This is a genomic window from Chitinophaga skermanii (assembly GCF_003259335.1).
Lineage (GTDB): Bacteria > Bacteroidota > Bacteroidia > Chitinophagales > Chitinophagaceae > Chitinophaga > Chitinophaga skermanii.
Window position 1 is genome coordinate 331,079 of record NZ_QLLL01000005.1, and the last position, 26,892, is coordinate 357,970.

Consider the following 26,892-nt stretch of genomic DNA (forward strand, 5'->3'; position numbering starts at 1 on the left):
CGAAGTTATTGTAAATGAATACGTAATAAGCAGCGGCTGTAGGATTAGCAATGTCGATATAAGGAGAGGATAAGGTAAAGATAAGGAAATGATAGGGTAGAATACGGTGTAACAAAGGCGCTGTAACGTAGAACCACGGCCGATTACAAGGCAAACTACAGAGAAACTACAGAGAAATTACAGAGAAGCTACAGAGAAACTACAGAGAGGTTACGGGTAGCATAATGTAAAGTGCTGAAAATTAAATGGTTGTCTTTCGCTTTAAATAACTTGAAAGTTAGCTAGCGATGTAAGGAATGAGTTTGACAGCCAGGTTCTATATGGAATAAATAAGAGAAGTGGAAATTGACCTGCTAGGGGAGGCGTACGATATTTAAAGATACTGAATAAAACTGCATATTGCTAGCATAATAACTAAGTGGGAAAGAACGTTTTATGTCGAAGGTTTTCTATTACGTAACTTTATTATGGTAATAGTTATTTAGTACGCATAAAAAGCAAAACGAGGAAAATCGACTTGTTATTGACAGTTAAGATAAAAGAGAACTCCCTAGTGGCGAAGATCGCTGCTGGGCGCTTAAAAAGCGCTGATATGGCGATTGTATTTGGGGATACGATTTATTTGCACGGGGTAAGTAAGTCGGCATTCCTGGCACAGCCGGCTTGGGTGAGGCATGAAGTTTGTCATGTATTGCAATACAAGCAGTTTGGTTTTCTGAACTTCTTGTGCCGTTACCTCGTAGAGTGGGTAAAGGTTGGCTATCACGCGAATAAGTACGAAGCAGCCGCTCGTGATGCCGAGCGCGACCCCGGGGTCATGAACGGTGTAATCATTGCTTAAAGATTCGTTAAATAGCAACCGATTGTATAAAAAATGGCCGCTGAGCGGTTATTTTCCTTATTTTTACGTTAAAGGTTGTTTTAATATGGTAAAAAAGGTTACAGAAGGTATCACAATAAGCGTTGAAACGTTCTACCAGCCTGATTATTCGAATCCGATTGGAAGCGAATTTATGTTTGCATACCGTATTACCATCGAAAACAATAATACCTTCCCAATTAAATTACTTCGTCGCCATTGGTACATCATTGATTCTAATGGTAATCATCGCGAAGTTGAAGGTGAAGGGGTGGTAGGTGTGCAGCCGCTTTTGGCGCCAGGCGAGAGCTATCAATATGTTTCCGGGTCTAATTTGCGTACAGAAATCGGAAAAATGTACGGAACATACCAAATGGAAAACCAGTTGAATAAGAAATTATTCGAGGTGAAAATTCCAGAATTCCAGATGATCGTTCCGTTCAAACTGAATTAATTATTTTTTTCTCCCTAGTTGAACCGCTACCTAGGCCGGTACTTCGATTCCGTAAAGATTTGTAATGCGTCTTTATGCTCCATGAGTTGCTGTAATGTAACGTCTGGATGTTTTTCCATGTATTGTTTTACAATTTGCCAACCCACATAATAGCCGATTTGCCCCGGTGCTTCACCAGGCATGCCTTGCGTTGACGGGGTTTCATTGGTATAATGCATAATTTTCTGGAAGTCGGTTGTGTACAAAAGCTCGTTCATCACGAAGTATTTGTAGATCATCTCTTCATTTTGCTCACACCATTTGAGTTGCGCCGCGGTATAGCCAATTTTCAGCGTATCGGGGGTGTTCGGCATTACTTTGTCTAGGAAGTACTGCTGCTTGCCCATGTCGACAAACTGCTCGATTAACTTTGCTCCATCTGCACGGAAGGGATAATGTTGTTGCGCCCATGCACGCATGGCATTGGGTACAATGTACTGCGGGGTAAACTTGCGTACCATGTATGCTGGAAATTCTTCTGCCAGCAAGCCATAAATAGGAAAATCTTCTCCCAAATACATATCTAATCCAATTCCCAACACGCTATCGACGGTTACGGCCCCAAAATTGCTAATAGCAGAAATAAAGCCGACAACTTTAGGGGCGTTAAAGCTTGGAATGTAATATTTGGTATAACGAAATGCTTCGCTGAGTTCTTTTGCTATTTGTTGGGTATTGGGGAATTTTAGGTCAACCTCCTCGGCTAACCCGCGGATGTCTTTGTTGGTGAGCATGTTGTGCATTTGCTTCATCACCAAAGCACTACTGTCGCTATAAGGACCCATATTCATGATATGCTCAACAAAAACAGGGAAAAACACAGGGTAAGTTTCGTTCAATAATTTTAAACCACTTGCCACGTTATTAGTATCGACGCGCATCAAAGCTTGGTCGAACCTTTCCACCTTTACATTGATAGCGATTTGACTAATATCGGGAGCTTTAGATTTAGTGCCACAACTAGAAAATAGAGATAAAGCTAAGCCTGTGCCTAAAAGCAGTCGGAAAAAATATTTATTGATGTAGTTTTGCATCCCCTTTTAAACAATTTAAGAATGGTAAATTTAGATGTTAAGCATGTAACCAGGAAACGTAAATCAATATTTCCTGTTATGTTACTCGGATTATTTTTTTTGATGCATACAGATGTGCAAGCGCAAAGAGGTGATTATGGTAAAAGGTATAGCAATGAAAAACAATTCCGTTTAGGGTTCACCCTTAGTCCACTCGGTTCTTTCTTTAAAGCACAAGAACCCGGTGTAGAACGCAATGCCGGCCGCTTCGGTGTTAACTTCGGTGTAATGTTCGACTACTTTTTAGACGCCGACAATCATTACGCGATTTCTTCCGGTTTAAGCGCAGTATCTGCTGGTAGTACGTTGAAGTACGACGCTGGTAAAGGTTTGAAAGACTTTTCTACCTTCCCGGCTGAATACGATATCCGTATGCAGTACTTGGAAATCCCTGTTTCCTTGAAATTGAAAACCGACCTCGAGAATGATTTCTCCTTGTACGGTCAATTCGGTACCTTCTTCCAAGCGCCCATCCGTGCAAGAACAGACATTATCACGAACGGTCTTAAAACGGAGAAAGTGAACATCATGGGCGATGTAAATCCTTTAAACATGGGTTTACTTGTAGGTGCGGGTGTAGAATATCCTATCTCGGAATCGTTGACATTAACAGCTGGATTGAGCTACCAAAATGGCTTTATCGACGTTACCCGCAACAGCAAATGGCATGACGGTCGTATCAACAACAACTCGTTTGCATTACGATTAGGGTTATTCTTCTAATAAATAGAAATACATTTTTTGCATAGCAACCTGTTAGGTAACTTTACACCTAGCAGGTTTTTTGTTTATTAGAAACAGTACTAACATGAAGATTATTCTTGCCCAACAAAACTATCACATTGGGAATTTCGATGACAACGTTGCAAAAATTGTAGCTGCTATTCAAGAAGCTGCCGTAGACGGCGCTGATTTGGTGGTGTTTTCAGAACTCTGCGTATGCGGTTACCCGCCGCGCGACTTTTTAGAGTTCGAAGATTTTATTACCAAATGTTATCAAGCCATTGATACGATTAAATCATATACCCAAAAAGTAGCTGTATTAGTAGGTGCTCCTTGCAAAAATGAAATTGCGGAAGGGAAAGACTTGTTCAATGCTGCCTGGTTTTTACACGAGGGCGAAGTGAAACATGTAGTACATAAAACGTTGCTACCAACATACGATGTGTTCGACGAGTACCGTTATTTCGAACCGGCTTACAGTTGGAATGTTATTCCTTTCAAAGGAAAGAAACTGGCGGTTACTATCTGCGAAGACATATGGAACTTAGGCGATAACCCTTTGTACCGCGTTGCGCCAATGGATCAAATGATGGCCCAGCAACCCGATGTAATGATTAACCTTAGTGCATCCCCGTTCGATTATAATGCCGACGAGAAACGTAAAGAAATTATTCGTGCCAACGTGTTGAAATACAAATTGCCGATGTTCTATTGCAATACCGTAGGCTCACAAACCGAAATCGTGTTCGATGGCGGTAGCGTAATTTACGATGCCAATGGCAACATCGCCAAGCAATTACCTTCCTTCGTTGAGGCAATGGATGGTATGAACTTGGAAGATTTAGCACCTTACAACCCTAGCCAGTCTTCAATTCAAGGCGAAACATTCAGCTATACAGATCTAGTATTTGACCAACATATCGACCGTGTATACGATGCGATTGTAATGGGTGTAAAGGATTACTTCCAGAAAATGGGCTTCAAGAAAGCCATTTTAGGTTCTAGTGGTGGTATTGATAGCGCTGTAACCCTTGCTATTGCTGTAGAAGCCTTAGGAAAAGAGAATGTACGCGCCATTTTAATGCCGTCTCCATATTCTACAGAACATAGTGTGGATGATGCGGTAGCCTTATCGAAGAATTTGGATAACCCGTACGACATCATTCGAATTAACAATATTTACGAGGCTTTTTTAAAGGAATTAGACCCGTTCTTCCAAGGTTTACCTTTTAACGTGGCAGAGGAAAATACGCAGAGTAGGATTCGTGGGAACTTATTGATGGGCTTATCGAATAAGTTCGGTTATATCTTGCTCAATACTTCTAACAAAAGCGAATTATCTACCGGCTATGGTACTTTGTACGGTGATATGGCCGGCGGTTTATCCGTTTTAGGCGATGTGTACAAAATGCAGGTATATGCTTTAGCCCGTTATATTAACCGCGAGAAGGAGATTATTCCAGTTAATATCATCGATAAAGCGCCTTCAGCCGAGTTAAGGCCTAACCAAAAGGATAGTGATAGCTTGCCAGATTATACTGTTTTGGATAAAATTCTTTTCCAATATATTGAGAGAAGGCAAGGTCCACGCGAGATTATCGAGCAAGGATACGATCATGCTTTGGTAACGCGTACTTTGAAAATGGTGAACACCAATGAGTATAAGCGTAACCAGTTCTGCCCTATCATTCGTGTGTCTAGTAAGGCTTTTGGGGTAGGAAGAAGGGTGCCTATCGTGGGTAAATACCTCGGTTAAAATATTTTTCGCCCGCGTATACAATTCGCTGGGCAAATTTTATCTTTGCTACTTCCCGGGCCTCTATGCAGGCCCGGTTTTAAATAGATCAAAACAAATTCAATTACATGTTACAGGTACAGTTTATTCGTCAACACAAAGAAGAAGTGTTAGAACGCCTGGCGCTAAAGCAATTCAAAGAATTGCATCTCGTGGATGAGATCATAGCGTTAGACGATTCGCGTAAAAAGTTGACAGTAGAATACGACGAAACGAAAGCACAAGCCAATGCGCTCTCCAAAGAGATTGGCAAATTGATGGCGCAAGGCCAGAAAGAAGAAGCTGAAAATCGTAAGTCGACTGTATCGTCGCTGAATGCGCGCCTGCAACCAATTGATGAACAACTGAAAGCAACAGAAAAAGCGCTACACGATGCTTTGATTTTGCTTCCGAACTTGCCATCTAAACTTGTTCCTGCCGGTAGAACACCGGAAGATAACGAGGTGGTTCGTTCTGGTGGTGACTTGCCAACTTTATACGAAGGGGCAGTACCGCATTGGGATTTAACAAAGAAATACGATTTAATCGATTTCGAACTCGGTAATAAATTAACGGGTAGTGGTTTCCCTGTTTATAAAAACAAAGGCGCACGTTTACAACGCGCATTAGTAAGCTATTTCCTCGATTTCAATATTGATGCCGGTTACACAGAAATGAACGTGCCGCATCTCGTGAATGAAGATTCTGCATACGGTACCGGTCAATTGCCCGATAAAGAAGGACAAATGTACCATGTAACGGAAGACAAGTTCTACTTGATTCCAACTTCAGAAGTACCGTTAACCAACCTTTACCGCGACGAGATATTGAAGGATACAGATTTACCTATAAAGATGACGGCTTACACGCCTTGTTTCCGCCGCGAAGCAGGATCATACGGTAAAGATGTACGCGGTTTGAACCGTTTGCACCAGTTTGAAAAGGTGGAGCTTGTACAATTGGTTCATCCTAATAAAAGCTACGAAGTGTTAGACGAGATGGTAGCACACGTAGAGAAATTGGTACAGTCGTTAGAACTTCCGTACCGTATTTTAAGATTGTGTGGTGGCGATATGAGCTTTGCATCGGCCTTAACATACGATTTCGAGATTTACAGTGCAGCGCAAGAGAAATGGTTAGAGGTAAGCTCTGTATCTAACTTCGAAAGCTTCCAAACAAACCGTTTAAAAGCGCGTTTCAAAGAAGGACAAGAAAAAGCACAATTGCTCCATTCATTGAATGGTAGTTCATTGGCATTGCCGCGTATTGTGGCTTGTTTGTTGGAAAACAACCAAACAGCTACTGGTATTAAGTTACCGGCGGTATTGCATACATATTTTGGTGCAGAAGAGATTGCGTAGATGAAATGTTTATGAATTGCATTTTTTTATCATAAAAAATCTTACTTTGGAGTAGGTTTTTTACTGGTCACGAAAAACACAATGCAATTATGAAAACATTAGGTCTATTAGCTGTGATGGCGCTTTTGATTTATAGCTGTTCGCCTAAATCGGGAGCATCTAGTAGCGAGAAATTTGCAAAATACGCCGACTCTGAAGGGAAAACCCTATTCATGGACAAATGCGGTCGTTGCCATGGTTACAAATTACCAGAAACACGCTCTGCAGATAAATGGGTAAAGGTGATCGACAGGATGGCGCCTAAAGCAAGGCTCAACGCAGATCAAAAAGCAGCCGTGCTGACCTTTGTTCAGCAATACGCAAAATCGTAAAATTCTTTTGCCATAATTACTTTTCGAGCGATCCATTTGGGTCGCTCTTTTTTTTGTTGTATACCCGGAAATGGACCTTTAAATTTGTAGTATGTTACAGTATTTACCAACAGGACAGGCGCTTACCATCCGGCCATTAACCATGGCGGATGCCCCGGCTTTATTGGCTAGTTACCAAAAGGCAGTAAGTGAAACCGATATGTTGTTACTTACGAGTAGCGAATCCCAAAGCATCCAGCTTGCCATGGAAGAGGAGTTTATTCGTCCTTTTACCAATAGCACAAGGCATTTGTACTTAGTAGCTGAAGTAGAAGATGACATCATCGGTGGTGTTTCTTTAAAGCGGAGAAGTGTGCAGAAACAGGCACACTTGGCAGATTTGGGGATTTTTGTGAGGAAACCTTTTCAAAGTATGGGTGTGGGAAGACGGTTGATGACAGCCATGCTGCGCTGGGCAGAATCGAACCCTCACATAGAAATTATCACATTTGAAGTGCTTGCCAACAACGAAAAAGCAATTTATTTATATCATCATTTTGGCTTTGAGATCAATGGTAAAGTACCGCAAGCCATCAAACAAGTGAATGGCGATTATGCCGATATATTGATCATGTCTAAAATCATTCACGCCAAACCTAACTAATAACCTATGAGTTTTACAACAAAAGCACAATATATTTCCCCCAAAGATAGTGCTCCTAAACCCGCCGACGTAGCCATTTTAAGCGATAAATTGGATATTCAATTAACCGGTACACACGGCGAAGAACTGCATGTTTATTGGTTTTGGGATAATATAGAAGTCGTAAAAGAATCGGTAGGGTCTATAGAGCTTCGTTATAAAGGCTATCCTGCACAGCACTTAGTTGTGCAATCGATGGTGTTTAACGACCTGTTTTTTGCTGCATGGAAGAAAAAGAACAAGCTGACTTTCATGCGGAAGCATCTTCCATACACCATGAAAGCTTGGTTGGTGATGTGCTCGGCGCTAATTGGGTTGTTGGTAGTAGCCTATTTTTTCATTGTTCCATTTCTCGCAAACCTAGTATTGAACAATATTCCAAAGGATTGGGAAATAGAATTGGGTAACAATTCTTATAACGTAATGGCAAAAGAGTTTACCATCGACTCGTCGAGAACAAAGCTGGTAAACGATTTCTGGAAAACGATGGATGTGAATAGTGTATATCCTATTCAAATTACAGTGGTGAAGGACACTATTTTAAACGCTTTTGCTTTACCGGGTGGACATATTGTTGTATATTCAAAACTACTCGATAAAATGAACAGCGGAGACGAGCTAGCAGCATTGCTTTCCCACGAATTCAGTCATATAGAATTGCGACATACAACACGTACTTTTTTGCGTAGTACCGGCACTTATATTCTTATCAGTTCTTTGTTCGGTAGTTTGGATGGTATTGCGGCTGTGTTGGTGGAGAATGCGAAAACGTTGAAATCGTTACAATATTCTCGCAAGTTGGAAACGGAGGCGGATGATAACGGGATGGAGGAATTGAATGAGCGGGGTATCCCATTACGCGGGTTCATCGATTTATTTAAAACATTAAAAGGAGCAGGGCAGCAAGCGCCATCGGAATGGTTAAGCAGTCATCCTAATTTAGAAAATAGAATTTCCAACGTGGAAGCGCAGATGGAATACCAGTTCCCGAAGCACGAAGATCGTTTGGAAAAGATGGATAGCATTTGGAAAGAGATAAAAACTACTGGAAATGGAGAGATACACTAGACAAACACGCTTAGCGGGATTTGGCCCGGAGAAACAAGCATTGCTTTCGAAAGGTAGTGCATTGGTGATTGGTGCAGGAGGATTGGGTGTACCTGTGATGCAATACTTGGTGGGGATGGGAATTGGGAAGATTGGGATTATTGATATGGATACAGTTGATGTGTCAAATATACATCGACAAATATTGTACACGACTGAAGATAAGGATTTACCTAAAACGGACGTAGCGTACAAAAAACTAAAGGCTTTAAACGAGTTAGTTGAAGTAGAAACATACCATGCCTATATTACACCGGAAAATGCGCTGGATGTTATTCGTCCTTATGATGTAGTGATTGATTGTTCGGATAACTTCGGTACGCGTTACCTTGTAAACGATGCATGCGTAATATTGAATAAGCCCTTTGTATATGGTGCAATATACCAGTTTGAAGGGCAAGTGAGCGTATTCAACTACAATGGTAGTGCTACATACCGTTGTTTATACCCAGAACCTCCGATGGAAGGGGAAATGTTGAATTGCAGTGATATGGGCGTATTGGGGATTTTGCCAGGGATTGTGGGCTGTTACCAAGCGAACGAAGCCATTAAGATTTTATGTGGTATTGGAGAAGTATTGGCGAACAAATTGATGATCATCCAAACACTTACGAATGACCAGCAAATGTTCAACTATACATCCATTGAAGAAAACCATCAAATAAAAACATTACAGAAAGATTATCAACAAAGTGTTTGCGAAGCAATGCGTGTACAAGAAATAAATGTAGAAACCTTGAACCAATGGTTCGAAGAAGATAGACCTTTTCAATTGATTGATGTGCGTGAAGAGGTGGAATGGGATATTTGTCATATTAACGACTCGAAATTAATTCCCATGAATACGGTTCCTCGCCATTTGGGCGAGATCGACAAGTTTCAGCCGGTGGTGTTGATTTGTCATCACGGGATGAGAAGTCGCTCCGTAGCAAACTTCTTAGTCGATGAAGGCTATAAAGATGTGTATAATGTAACGGGTGGTATTCATGCTTGGGCCAATAAAATTGACCCGGCTATGCGGCAATATTAATTTGGTATAAAGATTGGAATGGTTTTAAACTTTATTAAAACCATTCCGTCTAATCCAAAAATACACGCCTATGACCACCGAAAAACAGGTCGTTGAGCTACAACATCTCGCTTGGCGAGCCGGGTTTGGAGAGCAAATGCAAACCATTCAAACTTGGCAGTCGATGAAGCGAAAGAAGTTGATAGATCAAATATTGATAGGTAAGCAAAACGAACTACCACCCATTACGGTTATTTCATTACCGGGTATTCCTGCATATAAGCGTGCAAAAGATATGAGTGCGGAAGAACGAAAGGCAGCGAGGAAACTCAATATCGACGGTATTAAGCAACTCAACGTACAATGGCTGTCGGCCATGGTAAACTCTGAACATCCTCTCCGCGAAAAGATGGCCTTATTCTGGCATGGCCACTTTGCTTGTAGAACACAGAACGTATTATACAACCAGCAACTACTTCAAATTATACGAGAAAACGCATTAGGCAATTTCGGCGAGCTGTTAACGGCTGTATCGAAAAGTGCTGCCATGCTTCAATTCCTCAATAATCAACAAAACCGCAAAGCGCATCCCAATGAAAATTTCGCCCGCGAGGTGATGGAGTTATTCACCATGGGGCGCGGCAATTACTCGGAACAAGATGTAAAAGAAGCGGCGAGAAGCTTTACCGGTTGGGGCTTTAATGAATTAGGAGAATTCCAATTCCGTGAACGCTTACATGATGAAGATGAAAAAACGTTACTGGGTAAGCGTGGCAATTTCGATGGAGATGATGTGTTGAAAATATTACTAGAACACCGTGCCACGGCTACTTACATCACGAAAAAGTTATACGCTTTCTTCGTGAATGATGTACCCCATGATGCGCATATTCAAGCATTGGCCGATATATTCTACCGTTCTAATTACAACATCAAAACGCTGATGAAAGCCATGTTCGAGGCCGATTGGTTCTATGATGCAAGCAATATGGGATCGCATATTAAATCGCCGGTAGAATTATTAGTAGGCTTGCGTAAGCGTGTACCCATGCAGTTCGAGAACGAAGACGTGATGTTGTTGTTCGAACGTGTGCTAGGCCAACTTTTATTCTATCCCCCCAACGTGGCAGGATGGCCCGGGGGGCGTAGCTGGATTGATTCTTCCAGTTTAATGTTCCGCATGCGCGTGCCACAAATCATCTTCTATTCACAACCATTCAATATTGTTCCAAAGGAAGTAACGCCCGAAATGGGAGAGGGAAATAATTACAAGGTAACGGCTGAATTGAATAAGTATTTAGCCAAGCAATATGGTAATAAAGTAAAAGCTACTATTCAATGGGAACAATATATAGCACAGTATGAAAACATACCAAGGGAACAGTTGGCAGCAAGGATTGCAGCCGATTTGTTAGGGGTGAATAATAAACAACCCACTTCGTCGTACGAGCAATTTGCGGATAAGAGTTCCCGGGAAAACTTTATTCGTACAGTGACCGTCAACATAATGAGTACGCCCGCTTACCAGCTTTGCTAGTAGTATTTGTATTTCTAAATTGTAAGATCATGTTTATCATCAATAGGCGACGTTTTTTACAAGTAGGTTCTTTAGCATCGGCATCGATGTTATTGCCGAAGTTCTTAAAGGCTTTCGAAAAAGGGCAACTGGTGCCACCAGGCAATAAGGCGTTGGTGGTGATACAGCTTTCGGGTGGTAATGATGGGTTGAATACGGTCATCCCGTATCGCAATGATATTTATTATAAGCTTCGTCCTAACCTCAGTATTAAACGCGATAGTGTATTAGAACTGAACGATGAATTGGGTATACATCCTTCACTTAGCAGCTTTAAAAGTTTGTATGATGAAGGTTACCTAGGCGTATTGAATAATGTAGGATACCCGAACCCCGACCGCTCTCATTTCCGTTCGATGGATATATGGCAAACAGCTAGTGATGCCGGCGAATACTGGCGTACAGGCTGGTTGGGGCGGTATTTAGATGCACAATGTAAAGGATGCGATAAGCCAACGCAAGCGCTGGAAATTGATGATACATTGAGTCTTGCCCTTAAAGGCAAACAGGTGAAAGGATTGGCATTTACAGATCCCCAGCGTTTGTACAGTACGAGCAATGATAAATACTTTGCTTCATTGCTGAAGAACCACCAGGATGATCATAACCATGAACACGAGAATGTAGACTATTTGTATAAAACGATGGCAGAAACCATGTCGTCGGCTAATTACATTCAAAGTCAATATAAAACCTATCAAACCAAGGAAACTTATCCAAACACTACGCTTGGCAAGAGCTTGAAAACTATTGCGAACCTTATCATGACGGATATTAATACCAGCGTGTATTATGTGTCGCACGGTAGTTTTGATACGCATGTGAACCAGCAAGACCAGCAAAGTAGGTTGTTTACGCAGTTAAACGAAGGTATAGCTGCCTTGGTGAAGGATTTGAAGAATAATGGGCGGTTTGAAGACGTGTTGGTGATGACTTTCTCGGAGTTTGGGCGAAGAGTGGGGCAGAATGCCAGTGGTGGCACCGATCATGGTACTGCGAATAATATGTTTTTTATTAGTGGTGCCTTGAAGGAAAAAGGGATATTGAACCCGGGCCCGGATTTATCGAACTTATTGGAAGGAGATTTACAGTACAAGGTAGATTTCAAAAGCGTATATGCCACCATATTAAAGAAATGGCTAGGAGCAGATGATCGCGCGGTGTTGGAGCATGAATACGATTATCTACAGTTCATTTAGGTTACCGGCTACGGTTTCAAAATAAACCCTAAAGAAGCCATCTTTTACAACAGCAGGCGAGCCTGTTTGGAAATCTTCCACGGTACCGCTGAAAGTGGCTTCAATTTCAGTGTTTTTAGATTTAATGATCGTGTAGTGGAAATTGCCGGCATTGGCATTTGCACCGAAAGTGCGGTAGTATGGAACGGTAATGATTTTGAACTCGTTACTATTAGTATTGAGGTAAGTGCCCGGCAAGAATTGCGTAGTGGGGCTTTGAAGGTTCAGGGTTACAATATCACCGTATTGTGAAGATGCGATGATACTAAGCGTTTGATCGTTGTTTTGATTGAGGGAAACGCTTTTTGTGCTATCACATATGTAAATAACTCCATCTAACTTGAAGGAAACGAAGGTACGGGTAACCACCGTTGTACCATTATTTTCTTTCTTGCATGCTGTAAATAGCAATAGCATAGAGAGGCATAGAGCAATGTACTTCATAACTAAGGGATATTAAAAAACCGGCTGCGGTTGTTAAACACAGCCGGTTGTATTGTAAGTTGCGATTATTTTTCGAGTTCAGCAATGGTAGTTGATCTTTGGCGACCAATGCGGTATAAAATATACCCCATTAACGCAAAGAACACCACGCCTAGTATTTGGTAGCCGCCATTTCCAAGCATTTGACTTAAACCGTGCTCTGCATTGATTTTTGCCAGCTTTTCGGTGACGGTTTCATTTACAGATAATATGGCTACAATTACGCCGGCAACGGCACCTCCAGCTACTAACCCGGTGGCAAATAGGTTGCCTTTACCCAGTTCTTCATCTTCAGCAGATAATTTTACACCTGATCTCTTCTGTTTCCAATCTACTAATCCACGAATACCACCACCAATAGCAATTGGTAAGGTTGTAGACAATGGAAGATAAGCACCTACGGCGAAAGAAAGTGATTTAATACCACATAGCTCCATCGTGATAGAAATGAATACACCCACCATCACAAACTGCCAATCGAGATCGCCTTTCAGGATACCTTTAATCAATGTAGCCATAAGGGTTGCTTGGGGAGCAGATAGTTTATCTGTACCTATAGCGTGTTGGATACCGGCAGCTTGCATTTCGCGCGTTGGTGTATCTAAGATGTGTACAGTATAACCGATAACGATTGAAGAAACAACAGCACCAATTAACAATGCAATTTGTTGATTACGTGGAGTGGCGCCTACTATGTAACCACTTTTTAAATCTTGTGAGGTAGCACCTGCGTTGGCAGAAGCAATACAAATAATACCGCCTACTACAAGCGCCATGGGTTGGTAAATTTGGCCTGTCCAACCTATAGCAATGAAAATCAAACAGGTACCCATAATAGTGGCAATGGTCATACCTGAAATAGGGTTGTTACTAGAACCAATTAAGCCAACAATACGGCTGGAAACGGTTACGAAAAACGCACCGAAAACTACTACTAATACCCCGATCAGCAACTTGTCGAGTATGCTATCACCTGGTATTTGTGGCAACAATGCCATCAAAACAATCAACACTAAGCTACCAATACCTACAATTTTCAAGGATAGATCCTTTTCTGTACGAGGTACAGCTTCCTCACCTTTTCCATCTTTTAAGCTGCCTAAGCTGGCTTTAAATGATGAAACAATGGTAGGGATTGTTTTAATCAGCGTAATGAACCCACCTGCTGCTACAGCGCCCGCACCAATTTGTTTTACATAGGCTTGGTAGATAGCAACAGAATAGTCACCGAATGTTTTCGTTACGGGGTCCCAACCACCAGGGCCGCCAGCTTTAGTAATATCGCCTAGCATACCGAGTTTAGCCAATTGGAAGGCAATGGTTTCTGCCGGTACTAAGAATGCTAATAAAGGAATGAATGCTAACCAAGCCATTACACCACCGGCAACGAGTACGCCAGAGATGCGGGGACCGATAATATAGCCCACACCTAAGTATTCAGGGGTGATTTCACCGCTTACTTTGGCAGAAGGGAAGTATTTATTTTTTTGGCTAGCTAGGAAGGTAGGGGCTTCCGCAATAATGTGGAAAACCTTTTGAAGGATCGCGTATAAGAAAGCTACGCCTAAGCCTAGGAAGGCTGTTTTGGCAAAATCGCCGCCTTTTTCACCCGCTTTTAATACGGCACCACAGGCAGTACCTTCTGGATAAGGCAGGGTATCATGTTCTTTTACAATGAGCGATCGCCTCAGCGGGATCATCATTAAGGTTCCTAAGATACCACCGAAAATAGCGAGTACTAGGATGGTGATATAAGTGAAATATTCCTCGCCTGCACTTTTACCATCTGCACCGATGGAGAGGAATAGGAACCCCGGTAAGGTAAACACCACGCCTGCCGCGATGGATTCGCCCGCAGAGCCTGTTGTTTGAATAATGTTGTTTTCTAAGATGGTCGTTTTGAAGAATTTACGACCCAGTGTAATGGCGATAACAGCAATGGGAATAGACGCAGATACTGTTAAACCCGCTTTCAGTGCGAGATATACCGTAGCGGCACCAAAGATGATACCGAAGACGCACCCCAATATGATTGATTTTAGGGTGAGCTCCTTAACGTTCTCTTCCGGTGCAACATATGGTTTGAATTGTTTTTCTGCCATAGAGGTTGAATTGTTGTAAGGTTAAAGTTGAAGGCTTAAAGATAAACGAAAAAAGGAGTTGAACGTATTCAACTCCTTTTTATATCGTTGGCTAACTAGTATTAGTTAGATGCGTTCATTAATTTTTGTAATTGCTTAGTTATCAAGAACAAAATACCAGATGCTACACCCGACATTACTACGAACAACATGAAGAATTCGTACAAGTTGGTCATTTCGTAACCGAGGAATACGGTTGTTTTACCGCCATCGGGATAAAGTGCACTCAATACGCCCGCCAACTTATTCGCCGCGGCATTGGCCAAGAACCAAACGGCCATGAGCAATGAAGCGAATTTCGCAGGTGCTAATTTGTTTACCAAGGCCAAACCGATGGGCGATAAACACAATTCACCCCAAGTGTGCAAGGCGTACATACCGATTAAGAACATCATCGTTACTTTGGTACCTGGTTGAACACCATTCACACCGTAAGCAATCCATAAATAACCTAATGACAAGAAGAACAAGCCGATTGCCATTTTGGTAGGAGAAGAAGGCTCGTATTTACCCATTTTCAACCATAAAACGGCAAAGAGTGGAGCGAAGGTTACTACGAAAATGGAGTTCAATGATTGGAATGCACTAGCAGGTACTTCTTTCAATACTGTGCTGCTGTTACCTTCAATTAAGAAGTAATTCACGTTCCAATACACCAAGTATAAACCACCCGCTGCTAACAATGCGCTTAATACGTAACGTACGCTTGGCGGGTCATTTTTCAAGTTGATGTTTACTTTCTGGATCAAACGAGCGATCAAAGCCAATAAAGCTACCGTAATAGCAATAATCGACCATGATGGGATATTCCAGTTTAATTCCCTGTTAGTTTGCTCATCGGCGAAGAAGGTAAGTGAGGCACCTGCTTGTTCGAAGGCCGACCAGAAGAACACTACGAAGAAGGCAAGAATGAAAATCACGGCGATTTTCTTCTTTTCAATCACCGTTAAAGTTTTATCGTTGAAGATGATGAAAGCGATGAACAATACAGCTGCAATCAACAAGTAAGTTAAATAACTCACCTTTGTGTCGAGGTACAACATGCCAATCATAGCACCAGAGAAGATCAGTAATGAAAGGTACACTAAGCCCGGCGCCATAGATTTGTCGGCCGGCTTACCTTCTTCATTAATTGGAGCCATACCTAATGGCGTACCATCTGGTCTGCGGATATAATAATCTTTCAACCATCTGAATACTACTACGCTCAATAGCATAGCGATACCGGCAGCGAGGAAAGACCATTTAAAATCGGAAGGATCGTTAGATTCGCCCAAGGCGCCACAAATAGCGGGGCCGAGTGCACCACCTACGTTGATACCCATGTAGAAAATGGTATAGGCGGCATCAATTCTTCTATCGCCTTCGGGGTAGAGCTGGCCTACCATTGAAGAGATATTTGGTTTGAAGAAACCGTTACCGGCAATCATGAAGCCGAGACCGGAGAAGAAGAGGAAGGTAGAGATACCCGGCATAGTTTGGTAGATAGATGCACAACCAAAGAGGAGGAATTCACCCAGGGCCATTAATAGGCCGCCGACAATGATAGATTTCCTATTACCCCAGTAGCGATCGGCTACGAAACCACCAATCAGTGGTGTTAAATAAACTAAGCTTGTATAACTTCCGTATAGGTTCGAGGCAAAGGCTTTATCGAACAGCAAGGCTTTAGTCATAAACAGGATGAGGATAGCCCTCATGCCGTAGTAGTTAAAGCGCTCCCACATTTCTGTGGCAAACAACACATAGAGTCCTTTCGGGTGCCCCGATGACTTAGCTTCTACATTCATAAATGGTTAGTTTAGTAAAGCAGTTTTAGTTTGTAAACGACAATTATTTTTAGTTTTGGTGTAACTATTAAGGGTGAAAGATAAATAAATCTGCGAATCTGCATAAAAAAACTACAGTAATTGCCTTTTTTTGGCCTTTCTTTGCAAAAAAATTATTTACGGGTAAAGAAGCGTTTTAGCGGCACTTTCGGGTGCGGTGCTTGCCTGTTTTGCTACATATCAGTTAATTATGAAAGTTTTATTGTTAGGAAGTGGTGGCCGCGAGCATGCGTTGGCCCTTAAGATTTCGCAAAGTGCGCTTTGTTCGCAATTATTTATAGCTCCCGGCAACCCTGGTATTGCGCAATGTGGTACGGTTGTGAGCCATATTGGTGTGAATGATTTCGACGCAATTAAAACTTTTTCTATAGAAAATAAAATTGATATGGTGGTTGTTGGTCCTGAAGATCCTTTGGTGAACGGGATTTACGACTATTTCCAACAAGATGCTTCGTTGCAACATATCCCGGTAATCGGGCCTTCTAAAGAAGGGGCTCAATTAGAGGGTAGTAAAGCATTTGCGAAGCAGTTCATGATGCGTCATAACATTCCTACCGCCGCTTATCAAGAATTCAACGAATCCAATTACGCAGAAGGTCAAGCATATTTAGCGCAACATGCCTTACCCATTGTACTGAAAGCCGATGGCCTTGCAGCTGGGAAGGGTGTGGTTATTGCCGTTAGTCATGAAGAAGCGCAACAAGAGTTTGCACAAATGATTAAAGATGCTAAATTTGGAGACGCTAGTAAGAAAGTAGTAGTGGAGCAATTCCTCACGGGTATAGAATGTTCTGTTTTTGTGTTAACAGATGGCACATCTTATAAAATTTTACCAACTGCAAAAGACTATAAGCGTATCGGTGAAGGCGATACCGGCCTGAATACAGGCGGCATGGGAGCTATTTCCCCGGTTCCATTTGCTGATGCTGCGTTTATGCAAAAGGTTGATGAGCGCATTGTGCGTCCTACTGTAGCGGGATTAAAGCGTGAGAATATTAACTATAAAGGTTTTATATTCGTAGGATTGATTAAAGTTGATGGTGAGCCATACGTGATTGAGTATAACTGTCGTATGGGCGATCCAGAAACAGAAGTAGTAATGCCGCGCTTACAGAACGATTTATTACAACTGTTACAAGCCGTTGCCAATGGTACTTTAGAGCATGAGACCATTCAAGAGGACCCCCGTGCAGCTGCTACGGTAGTGTTGGTTTCCGGAGGTTATCCCGAAGCTTATGAAAAAGGGAAGGCCATTACTAATATCCCGGCTAATAACGATCAACAAATAATTTTCCATGCCGGTACGAAGGCTGCAGGCGATGAAATTGTTACCAATGGTGGCCGCGTGATCGCTGTTACATCTTTGGCAAGCGATTTGCAGGAAGCGTTAACGCTATCTAAACAATCTGCCGCCCAAATTTCTTTCGAAGGGAAATACTTTAGAAAAGATATCGGTTTCGAATTTGTTGCCAGCAACTAACTGTTACAACTAAATAATAAAAAGTGCCTAGGCACAACATGTGATAATGTTGAGAGTGTATGATCTGTGCCATGGGCCGCCAGTAAAGAATTTCGAAGAGCAATACAATTAATTGTTACCTGTGGCGTTCTTCCCTTTTAAACAAGTAGTAAAACATACGCTGGATGTATAAAAATTAAAGTATTACATCTAGGTTTTACTCCTTATATTCGTTGGAATTATTCATTTTTGCATTCTAATATTTATTGACCGTATCAAACAATGGGCTTCTTTAATTTTTTAACACAAGAAATAGCGATAGACCTGGGTACAGCAAATACCTTGATCATTCACAATGATCAAGTAGTTGTTGACGAACCCTCCATTGTAGCCATCGAGAGAGCCAGCGGAAAAATTGTGGCTGTAGGGAAAAAGGCTATGATGATGCACGAGAAAACGCATGAGTATTTGCGTACGATCCGTCCTTTGAAAGACGGTGTGATCGCCGACTTTAACGCGGCAGAGGGGATGTTAAGGGAATTAATCAAAATGGTTTATCCCAAGAAGCCACTGTTTGCACCTAGCTGGAGGATGGTCATTTGTATCCCTTCAAGTATTACTGAAGTAGAAAAACGTGCTGTACGCGACTCTGCAGAGCAAGCCGGCGCCAAAGAGGTATACCTCATCCACGAACCTATGGCAGCAGCCTTGGGTATCGGTATCGATGTGGAAGAACCTGTTGGTAACATGATTATCGATATCGGGGGTGGTACCACCGGTATTTCGGTTATTGCTTTGGCAGGTATCGTGTGCGATCAAAGTATACGTATTGCCGGTGACGAGTTCACTGCCGACATTATGGAAGCGCTTCGTCGTTACCATAGCTTGTTGATCGGTGAAAGAACCGCTGAGCAAATCAAAATCCAAATCGGTTCCGCTTTGAAAGAGTTGGAAAACCCACCAGAAGACGTGGCTGTAAATGGTCGTGACTTGGTAACGGGTATTCCAAAGCAGATCATGGTATCTTACCAAGAGATTGCGGAAGCATTGGATAAATCCATTTTCAAAATTGAAGAAGCCATTTTGAAAGCCTTGGAAACAACGCCACCAGAATTAGCTGCGGACATCTACCGTCGTGGTTTATACCTTACAGGTGGTGGTGCATTGTTGAGAGGTTTGGACAAACGCTTATCACAAAAAATTAAGTTACCGGTTCATGTAGCAGACGACCCATTGCGTGCTGTAGTACGTGGTACTGGTATTGCGCTTAAGCATATTGGTAAGTATCCATTTTTGATGCAATAACATACTCAAAACATATCTCCTAATCCCGCGTAATCACGAATTGCGCGGGATTTGGTAAAACCGAAAAAGTCCAAGTGCGTAATCTCATCATTTTCTTACGGCGGTATTTCAACTTTTTCCTATTTCTACTGCTGGAAGTGATTTGCATAATCTTCATATTACGCAACAACAATTTCCAGCATACCGCTTATCTTAACTCCGCAAACGCCATTAGTGGAAAATTGTACACGCAATACAATGATGTACAGTATTACTTCCACCTAAAAGCTACTAACGATTCTTTGGTAGCTGAAAATACGCGCCTTCACAACGAACTTCGCGATAGTTTCGATTTCAAGGATACCACCAATACCATTAAAACCGACACTATTAAAACGTATAGTGAGGATTCGACCCATAAACTCATTACTTCGCAACCACGCCGCTGGCTATACCGCGAAGCAAAGGTGATTCGTGCTTCTGTTAACCAAGAAGTGAATTACATTACCATCCACCGTGGCCGTAACCAAGGTATTCAACCTAACATGGGCGTTATCGGGCCATCTGGTGTTGTTGGAATGGTACGCAGTGTAAGCGATAACTACGCTGTTATCCTTTCCTTCCTTTCCAAATTAAAAGCCGAAAAATCATTCGGTATCAGCGCTCGCCTCAAAAATGGCGGTGAAACAGGTACCGTTTACTGGGACGCGCACGATATCGAAGAAGGTATCATGGAAGATGTACCCAAATCGGCAAAACTTAAAAGAGGCGACACCGTCTTAACAAGTGGCTACGGCTCCTTCCCGAAAGATATTATGGTAGGTATCGTAGATACTTTCTATATCGCCGATAAATCCAAAACCTCTATCAGTATCCGCTTAAGGTATGCTACTAATTTCAGCAACCTACAACACGTATACGTGATCGAAAACTTATTGGAAGCAGAACAATTGAAACTAGAGGATTCAACTAAGAAGGTTATTAAATAATGAGCGTTCTCTTAAAAAATATCATCCGCTTTATTTTACTCATCTTGGTGCAAGTATGTGTACTCAATAATATACTTATTCACCAACTGGTGAGCCCTTATATATACATGCTGTTTATCCTCCTCTTGCCCCTTAACATACCCCGCCCAGCCCTGCAATTACTCGGTCTTTTGCTCGGCCTCACGCTCGATATGTTCATGGACACCATGGGGATGCACGCCGCCGCTTGTGTAGCCATTGCGTATTTACGACCATTCATCATCAATGTATTGTCGCCGCAAGGTGGTTACGAGGTTACGCAAAAAACGCCTTCGATCACTAGTATGGGCCTATCGCAATTCGCGATCTATGTAACCATTCTCGTGGCTATTCACAACATCATCTACTTTAGCATCGTTACTTTCGGTTGGGCCAATCCCCTGTACTTGTTGTTGAAGATCGTTTTGTCGACGGCTGTTAGTCTTTTCCTCGTATTATTATACGAGCTACTGTTTTTCGTAAGGAAATAAAATCACGTTCCAAGGCGAGTGCCGCTTAAAATTTATTGCTACAATTCGCCCAAGTACAACGTTCCAACTGCCAACTAATTTGTATAAATTCGTAAATAAGCCTGCATCTAGCCCATGTCCGTTTACAATCAGCCCAGGAAGCGAGTCATACAATTCATCATCATCGCGATGGTGTCGATTATCATTACACGATTGTTCTTCTTACAAATCGTCGATAAACAATACTCCAAACTCGCCGATGCCAATGCTGTATTGAAAAAAGTAGTATACCCCAGCCGCGGTATCATCTTCGATCGGAAAGGGAAAAGTATCTTACGCAATGATGCGATGTACGACCTCGTGGTTACTCCTCGTAGCGTTAAAGGCATCGACACTGTACAACTCTGCAAAATATTAAATATCGATCGCGACGAATTCGTTAAGCGTATCAGTCTTGCTATTAACCGTAACGGTCCCGTGCGCCAATCGGTGTTCGCATCGCTATTGCCACCGGAAGTATACGGCCAGTTGCAAGAAAATATGTACCTCTTCCAGCCAGGCTTTGAACTTATCTTACGCCCAGTCCGCTCTTACCCTTACGGTACAGCAGCGAACATTTTGGGCTATATCGGTGAAATTTCCCCGGCTATGCTTAAGGATAGCGCTTATGCTTCTTACCAAAGTGGCGATTATATCGGGTTAACCGGCTTGGAAAAAACTTACGAAAGCGTGTTGATGGGGCAACGTGGTATTCAATACCTCGTACGTGATAACTACAACCGTCCACAAGGTCCACTCGAAAACGGGGCTTATGATACCGCCGCAATAGCCGGTAGAAACCTCCGCCTAGCACTCGACATCGAATTGCAAGGTCTTGGGGAGCGCTTAATGACAGGTAAAATTGGTAGTATCGTAGCTATCGACCCAAGCACAGGTGGTATCCTGGCGATGGTGAGTGGTGCTACGTACGATCCTAACTTGCTTAGTGGCTCGAACCGTGCCCGCAACTTCGCCAAACTAGTATTAGATACAACCAACCCAGTATATAACCGTGGTATCCAGGCTTATTACGTGCCGGGTTCTGCCATGAAACCATTGTCGGCATTGATCGCCCTCGACGAAGGAGTGATTACGCCTTCGTATGGTTACCCTTGTAGGGGGGCTTATTTGGCTTGTGGTAGAAGTATTCGTTGTATGCACAGCGAGCCGGGGCACGCCTCCAGCTTGCGCGTAGCGATGGCACACTCTTGTAACTCTTACTTCATGCACTTGTACCGCTTATCGGTAGATGCGCCGAAATGGGGTGGTGTGAAGGCCGGCCAACAGAAATGGGCGGAATACATGCACGCCATGGGCTTTGGACATAGGGTAGGTGTAGATATTCCGAATGAAAAACCAGGCTTGATCCCGGATTCGGCGTACATGAACAGGCGCTACCGTGGTGCTTGGAACTCTTGTTCGGAAGTATATGTAGGTATGGGACAAGGAGCGATGAACTTTACGCCGTTGCAGATGGCAAACGCCATGTGTATTATTGCCAATAGAGGTTCGTACTTCATCCCGCACTTCGTACACAGCATCGATGGAGCAACAGATAAAGACACGATTTTAAACAAATACAGCGTTCGCCACGTGGTAGCACACGCCTCAGATTCTGCCTTCAAAGCAGTAATCATGGGTATGCAAGACGTAGTGGAACATGGTACAGGTAGGGTAGCACAAATCGAAGGTATTATCGTGTGTGGTAAAACAGGTACAGCCGAAAACAAAGCAAGAATCGGGGATAAGGTGGTACAATTAAAAGATCACTCCGTATTCGTGGCCTTCGCACCGCGCGATAACCCGAAGATTGCTATTGCCGTAGTGGTAGATAATGCAGGTTTTGGTGGTACTTACGCAGCACCAATTGCCAGCTTAATGATGGAGAAATACATCAACGATACCATTTCGGCTAAAAGGAAACCACTCATGGATAGGATGATCGCAACACCTACCATGTCGGCAGAAATGCGAGCTAAATCGAAACTTGATTCTTTAAATAATAGTGTGAAGCGCTACTTAAACCCAGCTGACAAATAGTATGAACCGCCGCTCACAAACAAAACTAACACAAGGTATCGACTGGCCTATATTCGGCTTGTACTTTGCACTCGTGTTTATAGGCTTGATGGCCATTTTCGCGGCAGAATACCGCGAAGGTGATAATATCATGCAAAATATATTGCACTTACAAAAGAACTACGCGCGACAGTTGATGTGGTTCGGGGTGTCGATTGTACTGGCGTCTATTATTTGGTTAACGGATAGTAAGTTTTTCACGGCCATGGGTAACTTGGCCTATGCGTTTGGTATTATACTGTTGTTATTGGTATTGGCGATTGGTAAGGATGTAAAGGGATCACATTCGTGGTTAACGATTGGTGGATTCCAGTTCCAACCGGCCGAGTTAACAAAGCTTTGCGCCAACTTGGCCTTGGCAAAGTACCTTTCATCGCTAGAAACAGACTTTAATAAGCTACGATCGCGTTTGATTGCTGCTGCTATTGTACTTATTCCAGCCGCTATTATCATCTTACAAGATGAAACAGGTTTGGCCCTCGTATATTTCTCTTTCTTCTTGGTAATGTACCGCGAAGGTTTGCCGGGTATACTTTTAGTGATTGCTTTTTCGGGGATTGTGCTCGTACTATCGGCCTTGCTCGTCGACAAAAATATTCTCTTTATCATATTTACTGCCATCACGGCCCTTGTTGTCTATTTCATGCGCCGGGAAATCAAACGAAAGCGATCCCGCTTAGCGATGATCCTAGGTGTATGGCTTTTCTGTTCGGCATTCGTGATGTTCGTAGTACCGTTCATTTTCACCAAGGTACTGAAAGATTACCAAGTACGCCGTATCGAGGTAATGCTCGGTAAAGAAAATGACCCTAAAGCCACGTACAATACTAGGCAAAGTATGATTGCCATTGGTTCCGGTGGCTTATTCGGGAAAGGGTACCTAAAAGGTACGCAAACCCGTTTCGATTTCGTGCCAGAACAATCAACCGACTTCATCTTCTGTACAATCGGTGAAGATTTCGGGTTCGTGGGCAGCGTTATCTTTATTGGCATCTTCCTGGCGTTATTGCTGCGGATTATATTCGTGGCGGAACGACAGCGATCGACATTCAGCCGAGTCTATGCCTACGGGGTGGCCAGTATTATCTTCTTCCACCTCTCCATTAATATATGTATGACCATTGGTTTGGCGCCCGTAATCGGCATCCCGCTGCCTTTGGTGAGCTATGGTGGCTCGTCGTTAATGACCTTCACCATGTTAATTTTCATTATGCTTCGCTTAGATGCCGATCGTCAGATGGTATTGCGTTAACTTTGCAGCTGGATGAAAGGGCGCTTTAGCGCTATTTGTTTGATAGAATTTGGCTTACAATGAAAATTATTCCGTTATCAGAAGGTAGTTTTACAGTGGATGGTACAAAGATATTTGTGCCGTTTGATCCTGCTACAGAAACCATGCAACAACGTCCTTCGGGATCTTTGTTGGTAGAAGTACAACCATTCTTGATCATCACTGAACACGATTATATTTTATGCGATTTGGGATTAGGTTTTAAAACGAAAGATGGCATCTTACAAATCCATCAAAACCTAGTCGACAATGGCATTAACCCGCTCGAAATCACAAAAGTGCTGATGAGCCATTTACATAAGGACCATGCCGGTGGTGTAAGTGTGATCGACGAAGTAACGGGAGAGCGCTCCTTAAGTTTCCCTCACGCTACTTACTATGTGAATAAACAAGAAATGGCGTACGCTATCGAAAAAGATGGTAAAAGCTACCATGCCGAGGATGTGGCCTTGTTGCAATCAAAAGATAATGTTGTTTTCGTAGATGGAACAGGTACAATCGATGGTTATATTCACTACGAATTATCTGGAGGGCATTGTCCTTACCACCAAGTATTTTTAATCGATGATGGTACGGATAAGGTTTTTTTTGGTGGTGATGAAGCTCCTCAAATCAGCCAAATGCGTAGTAAGTTCGTGGCTAAATACGATTTCGATGGGAAGAAGGCCATGGAACTTCGTCAAGAGTACTTAGCAAAGGGTAAGGAAGAAGATTGGATTTTCTTGTTCTACCACGATATCAAAACCCCGTTCAGCAAAATGTAAAAAATTGATCGCATGTTCACCACTTATGAAAACTTCACAGCCGGTGGACAGCAATCTATACATACTTGGTTTCATGCGGGAAACCCATGGGCTGCTTTGAATGCCTTTCATGGCAAAGCGAACCATAGCTTATATATTCCGCAAACCATTATCAACTTAATTACGTCCGGGCAAAAGAATATGTACGATGGCTCACACATGGCGCATCTTTGCCCGGGCGATATTTACCTCATCCCGCAAGGCAGTTTAATCTGTTCTGAAATTCTCCCCCAAACTTACTTCGAAAGCTTCTCTTGCACGGTACCTTTACCCTTATTATGGCTATATGTCGATGAGAAAGTTGAGGCCGTTGTAAAGCATAGTACAAAATTGCAAGTACCGCAACAGTGGATGGAATGGCTAGCATTACCCCATATTTCTCCTATAACGGCCTACCACGGTATTTTACAAACGATTCAACAAGCCCCTTCCGGCAATGCAATATTGCAAATGTTATACAAGGCAACTGTAAGCGAGCATAGGAGTGTAGAGGAAGTATTACAGTATCAATTAGCGCAAATCCAGTCATTGGATGAAATAGCGGCGGCTTGTTATATGAGTACTGCTAGCTTGAAGCGTAAAATGCAAGCCATATATGGTAAAAGTCCCATGAAATATGTTTGGGAAAAGCGGGCTGCCTTAGCCTGTTTTTTAATGCGCACAAGTGAATTGAGTATACGTGACGTGGCATTTACAAGCGGTTTTCAAGATGTTTCACATTTTCATAGAACGTTCAAGAAGTATTTCGGGAGAACGCCTATGCAATTGAAAAATGAGCTTTACAGCCAGTCTTTTACTACCGGTGTGTTGTAATTTTAAAAGAAAAAAATGAACGCATCCCATTTCGCAACTTCTTGGCTGGAAGCTTGGAACGCCCATAATATTGAAGAAATTATGGCGCATTATAGCGACAACATAGTTTTCTATTCCCCACTTATTAAAGTAATCAACAATGATCCCACAGGTAAAATAACCGGTAAAGCAGGCCTCCGTGCTTATTTCGAAAAGGGATTGGCTGCTTACCCGGATTTACATTTCGAGTTTTACCACGAATTAACAGGGGTAGATTCGGTTGTACTGTATTATAAAAGTGTGAATAACCGTTTATCGGCTGAATTAATGGTATTGAATGAAGAAGGGAAAGTAATAGAAGTGCGGGCACATTATAAACCCCAATAAAGCAAAAAGGCTTCTCTAACTTGTAGAGAAGCCTTTGCAAATATTTTTAGCGGCGATTGCCTCCCGGCCCGGGTGGTGGTGATTGGCGAAGCATTTGCATCGCTCTTTGTTCACGTCGTTGGCGGAGTTGACGATAAATAAGGTCTTTAAAATCGCGTTCTGCTTTATAAAAAGTATTGACTTTCCTTGCGGGCAATACCTTCATGAATTCATTTTTGTATTTCACCTTTATTTCCACCATTCTACGCTCGAATTCGAATTGTTTTTCTAAGCGTTGATTTTGCATGGGGTCGGAATTGTCGTTACTTTTAGCGGCTTCCTCTTGTGCTAATTTATTTTCAGCAATTAGGTTATCTACTTCTTTGGTATATTGATCGTACACAGGCCAAAAGTTCTTTGCTTCGGCTTGTGATAGGTCGAGTTGCTTCGCGATAAATAGTATCTCGAGCGATTTAATTTTTTCTTTTGGATCTTTAGGCTTGGATGATTCTTGCGCGCGTGCGATAGGAATCATGCCAAATAAAGCAGGTAACAGTAAACATGCGAATAAAAGCTGCTTCAT

Annotated in this window: 25 protein-coding genes; 20 read left to right on the forward strand and 5 right to left on the reverse strand. The window is 42.5% G+C overall.

Translation table 11 applies throughout. The features are described from left to right. Positions 1-523: 523 nt before the first annotated feature. Together LX64_RS14645 and apaG are read left to right on the forward strand one after the other, a co-directional pair. On the forward strand, positions 524-841 hold the full coding sequence (locus LX64_RS14645) for a DUF4157 domain-containing protein (RefSeq protein WP_148707327.1): 318 nt from the start codon (positions 524-526) through the stop codon (positions 839-841). A gap of 22 nt (positions 842-863) precedes the next feature. After that, positions 864-1,313 (forward strand): Co2+/Mg2+ efflux protein ApaG, encoded by a 450-nt coding sequence (apaG, locus tag LX64_RS14650; protein ID WP_245952686.1) that lies wholly within the window; start codon positions 864-866, stop codon positions 1,311-1,313. A gap of 26 nt (positions 1,314-1,339) precedes the next feature. On the opposite strand, the gene gldB is transcribed toward apaG, so the two are convergent. Next, on the reverse strand, positions 1,340-2,386 hold the full coding sequence (gene gldB / locus LX64_RS14655) for a gliding motility lipoprotein GldB (protein ID WP_111598417.1): 1,047 nt from the start codon (positions 2,384-2,386) through the stop codon (positions 1,340-1,342). 78 nt (positions 2,387-2,464) lie between these two features. Here gldB and LX64_RS14660 point away from each other — a divergent pair, with 78 nt between their 5' ends. The 9 genes from LX64_RS14660 (at position 2,465) to LX64_RS14700 (ending at position 12,227) form a co-directional block, all read left to right on the forward strand. Beyond that, positions 2,465-3,148 carry a porin family protein gene (locus LX64_RS14660; protein WP_158538630.1) on the forward strand — a complete coding sequence of 228 codons (684 nt, stop codon included), beginning with the start codon at positions 2,465-2,467 and terminating at the stop codon, positions 3,146-3,148. An 85-nt stretch (positions 3,149-3,233) separates the two neighbouring features. Beyond that, on the forward strand, positions 3,234-4,904 hold the full coding sequence (locus tag LX64_RS14665) for an NAD+ synthase (protein ID WP_111598419.1): 1,671 nt from the start codon (positions 3,234-3,236) through the stop codon (positions 4,902-4,904). 107 nt (positions 4,905-5,011) lie between these two features. Then, positions 5,012-6,283 (forward strand): serine--tRNA ligase, encoded by a 1,272-nt coding sequence (serS, locus tag LX64_RS14670; RefSeq protein WP_111598420.1) that lies wholly within the window; start codon positions 5,012-5,014, stop codon positions 6,281-6,283. Between the two features lie 89 nt (positions 6,284-6,372). Then, positions 6,373-6,654, forward strand: a complete 282-nt coding sequence (locus LX64_RS14675) for a c-type cytochrome (RefSeq protein ID WP_111598421.1) — start codon at positions 6,373-6,375, stop codon at positions 6,652-6,654. 91 nt (positions 6,655-6,745) lie between these two features. Continuing rightward, the gene (locus LX64_RS14680) at positions 6,746-7,297 is read left to right on the forward strand and encodes a GNAT family N-acetyltransferase (protein WP_111598422.1); all 552 of its coding nucleotides are present in this window, start codon (positions 6,746-6,748) and stop codon (positions 7,295-7,297) included. 6 nt (positions 7,298-7,303) lie between these two features. Beyond that, entirely contained in the window at positions 7,304-8,404 is a 1,101-nt protein-coding gene (locus LX64_RS14685; protein WP_111598423.1) for a M48 family metallopeptidase, read from the forward strand. Continuing rightward, positions 8,388-9,473 (forward strand): HesA/MoeB/ThiF family protein, encoded by a 1,086-nt coding sequence (locus LX64_RS14690; RefSeq protein ID WP_111598424.1) that lies wholly within the window; start codon positions 8,388-8,390, stop codon positions 9,471-9,473. The genes LX64_RS14685 and LX64_RS14690 overlap by 17 nt, the downstream gene beginning before the upstream one ends. Positions 9,474-9,543: 70 nt before the next feature. Continuing rightward, positions 9,544-10,989 carry a DUF1800 domain-containing protein gene (locus LX64_RS14695; RefSeq protein WP_111598425.1) on the forward strand — a complete coding sequence of 482 codons (1,446 nt, stop codon included), beginning with the start codon at positions 9,544-9,546 and terminating at the stop codon, positions 10,987-10,989. Between the two features lie 29 nt (positions 10,990-11,018). Beyond that, the gene (locus LX64_RS14700; RefSeq protein ID WP_111598426.1) at positions 11,019-12,227 is read left to right on the forward strand and encodes a DUF1501 domain-containing protein; all 1,209 of its coding nucleotides are present in this window, start codon (positions 11,019-11,021) and stop codon (positions 12,225-12,227) included. Here the strand turns inward: LX64_RS14700 and LX64_RS14705 are convergent. The 3 genes from LX64_RS14705 to LX64_RS14715 form a co-directional block, all read right to left on the reverse strand. Next, positions 12,213-12,710, reverse strand: a complete 498-nt coding sequence (locus LX64_RS14705; RefSeq protein WP_148707328.1) for a hypothetical protein — start codon at positions 12,708-12,710, stop codon at positions 12,213-12,215. The genes LX64_RS14700 and LX64_RS14705 overlap by 15 nt on opposite strands. A 65-nt stretch (positions 12,711-12,775) precedes the next feature. Then, positions 12,776-14,851: an OPT family oligopeptide transporter gene (locus LX64_RS14710; protein WP_111598428.1), complete on the reverse strand. Its 2,076-nt coding sequence runs from the start codon at positions 14,849-14,851 to the stop codon at positions 12,776-12,778. Positions 14,852-14,952: 101 nt separating this feature from the next. Continuing rightward, a complete protein-coding gene (locus LX64_RS14715) occupies positions 14,953-16,680 on the reverse strand; it encodes a peptide MFS transporter (protein WP_111598429.1) in 1,728 nt (575 codons plus the stop codon). Between the two features lie 229 nt (positions 16,681-16,909). Here LX64_RS14715 and purD point away from each other — a divergent pair, with 229 nt between their 5' ends. The 9 genes from purD to LX64_RS14760 all read left to right on the forward strand — a co-directional run bounded on the left by purD (position 16,910) and on the right by LX64_RS14760 (position 26,330). After that, positions 16,910-18,199 (forward strand): phosphoribosylamine--glycine ligase, encoded by a 1,290-nt coding sequence (gene purD, locus LX64_RS14720; RefSeq protein ID WP_111598430.1) that lies wholly within the window; start codon positions 16,910-16,912, stop codon positions 18,197-18,199. Between the two features lie 261 nt (positions 18,200-18,460). Then, positions 18,461-19,483, forward strand: coding sequence for a rod shape-determining protein (locus LX64_RS14725; protein WP_111598431.1), 1,023 nt, complete (start codon positions 18,461-18,463; stop codon positions 19,481-19,483). A 74-nt stretch (positions 19,484-19,557) separates the two neighbouring features. Continuing rightward, complete coding sequence (mreC, locus tag LX64_RS14730) at positions 19,558-20,451, forward strand: rod shape-determining protein MreC (protein ID WP_158538631.1); 894 nt, start codon at positions 19,558-19,560, stop codon at positions 20,449-20,451. Then, entirely contained in the window at positions 20,451-20,960 is a 510-nt protein-coding gene (locus LX64_RS14735; RefSeq protein ID WP_111598433.1) for a rod shape-determining protein MreD, read from the forward strand. The genes mreC and LX64_RS14735 overlap by 1 nt, the downstream gene beginning before the upstream one ends. Positions 20,961-21,074: 114 nt before the next feature. Beyond that, on the forward strand, positions 21,075-23,018 hold the full coding sequence (gene mrdA, locus LX64_RS14740; protein ID WP_111598434.1) for a penicillin-binding protein 2: 1,944 nt from the start codon (positions 21,075-21,077) through the stop codon (positions 23,016-23,018). 1 nt (position 23,019) lies between these two features. After that, positions 23,020-24,309, forward strand: coding sequence for a rod shape-determining protein RodA (rodA, locus tag LX64_RS14745; RefSeq protein WP_111598435.1), 1,290 nt, complete (start codon positions 23,020-23,022; stop codon positions 24,307-24,309). A gap of 59 nt (positions 24,310-24,368) precedes the next feature. Continuing rightward, positions 24,369-25,112, forward strand: a complete 744-nt coding sequence (locus tag LX64_RS14750; protein WP_111598436.1) for an MBL fold metallo-hydrolase — start codon at positions 24,369-24,371, stop codon at positions 25,110-25,112. A gap of 12 nt (positions 25,113-25,124) precedes the next feature. Next, on the forward strand, positions 25,125-25,964 hold the full coding sequence (locus LX64_RS14755) for a helix-turn-helix domain-containing protein (protein WP_111598437.1): 840 nt from the start codon (positions 25,125-25,127) through the stop codon (positions 25,962-25,964). Positions 25,965-25,979: 15 nt separating this feature from the next. Next, positions 25,980-26,330, forward strand: coding sequence for a nuclear transport factor 2 family protein (locus LX64_RS14760; RefSeq protein ID WP_111598438.1), 351 nt, complete (start codon positions 25,980-25,982; stop codon positions 26,328-26,330). Positions 26,331-26,376: 46 nt separating this feature from the next. Here the strand turns inward: LX64_RS14760 and LX64_RS14765 are convergent, their stop codons facing one another. Further along, entirely contained in the window at positions 26,377-26,892 is a 516-nt protein-coding gene (locus LX64_RS14765; RefSeq protein ID WP_111598439.1) for a hypothetical protein, read from the reverse strand.

Excerpts from the sequence above, each read along its gene's own strand:
- LX64_RS14700 (WP_111598426.1), top strand. The coding sequence starts at position 11,019 with ATGTTTATCATCAATAGGCGACGTTTTTTACAAGTAGGTTCTTTAGCA.
- LX64_RS14660 (WP_158538630.1), top strand. The coding sequence starts at position 2,465 with ATGTTACTCGGATTATTTTTTTTGATGCATACAGATGTGCAAGCGCAA.
- LX64_RS14715 (WP_111598429.1), bottom strand. The coding sequence starts at position 16,680 with ATGAATGTAGAAGCTAAGTCATCGGGGCACCCGAAAGGACTCTATGTG.
- mrdA (WP_111598434.1), top strand. The coding sequence starts at position 21,075 with ATGTCCGTTTACAATCAGCCCAGGAAGCGAGTCATACAATTCATCATC.
- LX64_RS14680 (WP_111598422.1), top strand. The coding sequence starts at position 6,746 with ATGTTACAGTATTTACCAACAGGACAGGCGCTTACCATCCGGCCATTA.
- LX64_RS14765 (WP_111598439.1), bottom strand. The coding sequence starts at position 26,892 with ATGAAGCAGCTTTTATTCGCATGTTTACTGTTACCTGCTTTATTTGGC.
- LX64_RS14705 (WP_148707328.1), bottom strand. The coding sequence starts at position 12,710 with ATGAAGTACATTGCTCTATGCCTCTCTATGCTATTGCTATTTACAGCA.
- LX64_RS14675 (WP_111598421.1), top strand. The coding sequence starts at position 6,373 with ATGAAAACATTAGGTCTATTAGCTGTGATGGCGCTTTTGATTTATAGC.
- gldB (WP_111598417.1), bottom strand. The coding sequence starts at position 2,386 with ATGCAAAACTACATCAATAAATATTTTTTCCGACTGCTTTTAGGCACA.
- LX64_RS14725 (WP_111598431.1), top strand. The coding sequence starts at position 18,461 with ATGGGCTTCTTTAATTTTTTAACACAAGAAATAGCGATAGACCTGGGT.
- LX64_RS14665 (WP_111598419.1), top strand. The coding sequence starts at position 3,234 with ATGAAGATTATTCTTGCCCAACAAAACTATCACATTGGGAATTTCGAT.
- LX64_RS14750 (WP_111598436.1), top strand. The coding sequence starts at position 24,369 with ATGAAAATTATTCCGTTATCAGAAGGTAGTTTTACAGTGGATGGTACA.
- purD (WP_111598430.1), top strand. The coding sequence starts at position 16,910 with ATGAAAGTTTTATTGTTAGGAAGTGGTGGCCGCGAGCATGCGTTGGCC.
- LX64_RS14685 (WP_111598423.1), top strand. The coding sequence starts at position 7,304 with ATGAGTTTTACAACAAAAGCACAATATATTTCCCCCAAAGATAGTGCT.
- LX64_RS14760 (WP_111598438.1), top strand. The coding sequence starts at position 25,980 with ATGAACGCATCCCATTTCGCAACTTCTTGGCTGGAAGCTTGGAACGCC.
- LX64_RS14690 (WP_111598424.1), top strand. The coding sequence starts at position 8,388 with ATGGAGAGATACACTAGACAAACACGCTTAGCGGGATTTGGCCCGGAG.
- LX64_RS14735 (WP_111598433.1), top strand. The coding sequence starts at position 20,451 with ATGAGCGTTCTCTTAAAAAATATCATCCGCTTTATTTTACTCATCTTG.
- LX64_RS14755 (WP_111598437.1), top strand. The coding sequence starts at position 25,125 with ATGTTCACCACTTATGAAAACTTCACAGCCGGTGGACAGCAATCTATA.
- LX64_RS14695 (WP_111598425.1), top strand. The coding sequence starts at position 9,544 with ATGACCACCGAAAAACAGGTCGTTGAGCTACAACATCTCGCTTGGCGA.
- LX64_RS14710 (WP_111598428.1), bottom strand. The coding sequence starts at position 14,851 with ATGGCAGAAAAACAATTCAAACCATATGTTGCACCGGAAGAGAACGTT.
- rodA (WP_111598435.1), top strand. The coding sequence starts at position 23,020 with ATGAACCGCCGCTCACAAACAAAACTAACACAAGGTATCGACTGGCCT.
- serS (WP_111598420.1), top strand. The coding sequence starts at position 5,012 with ATGTTACAGGTACAGTTTATTCGTCAACACAAAGAAGAAGTGTTAGAA.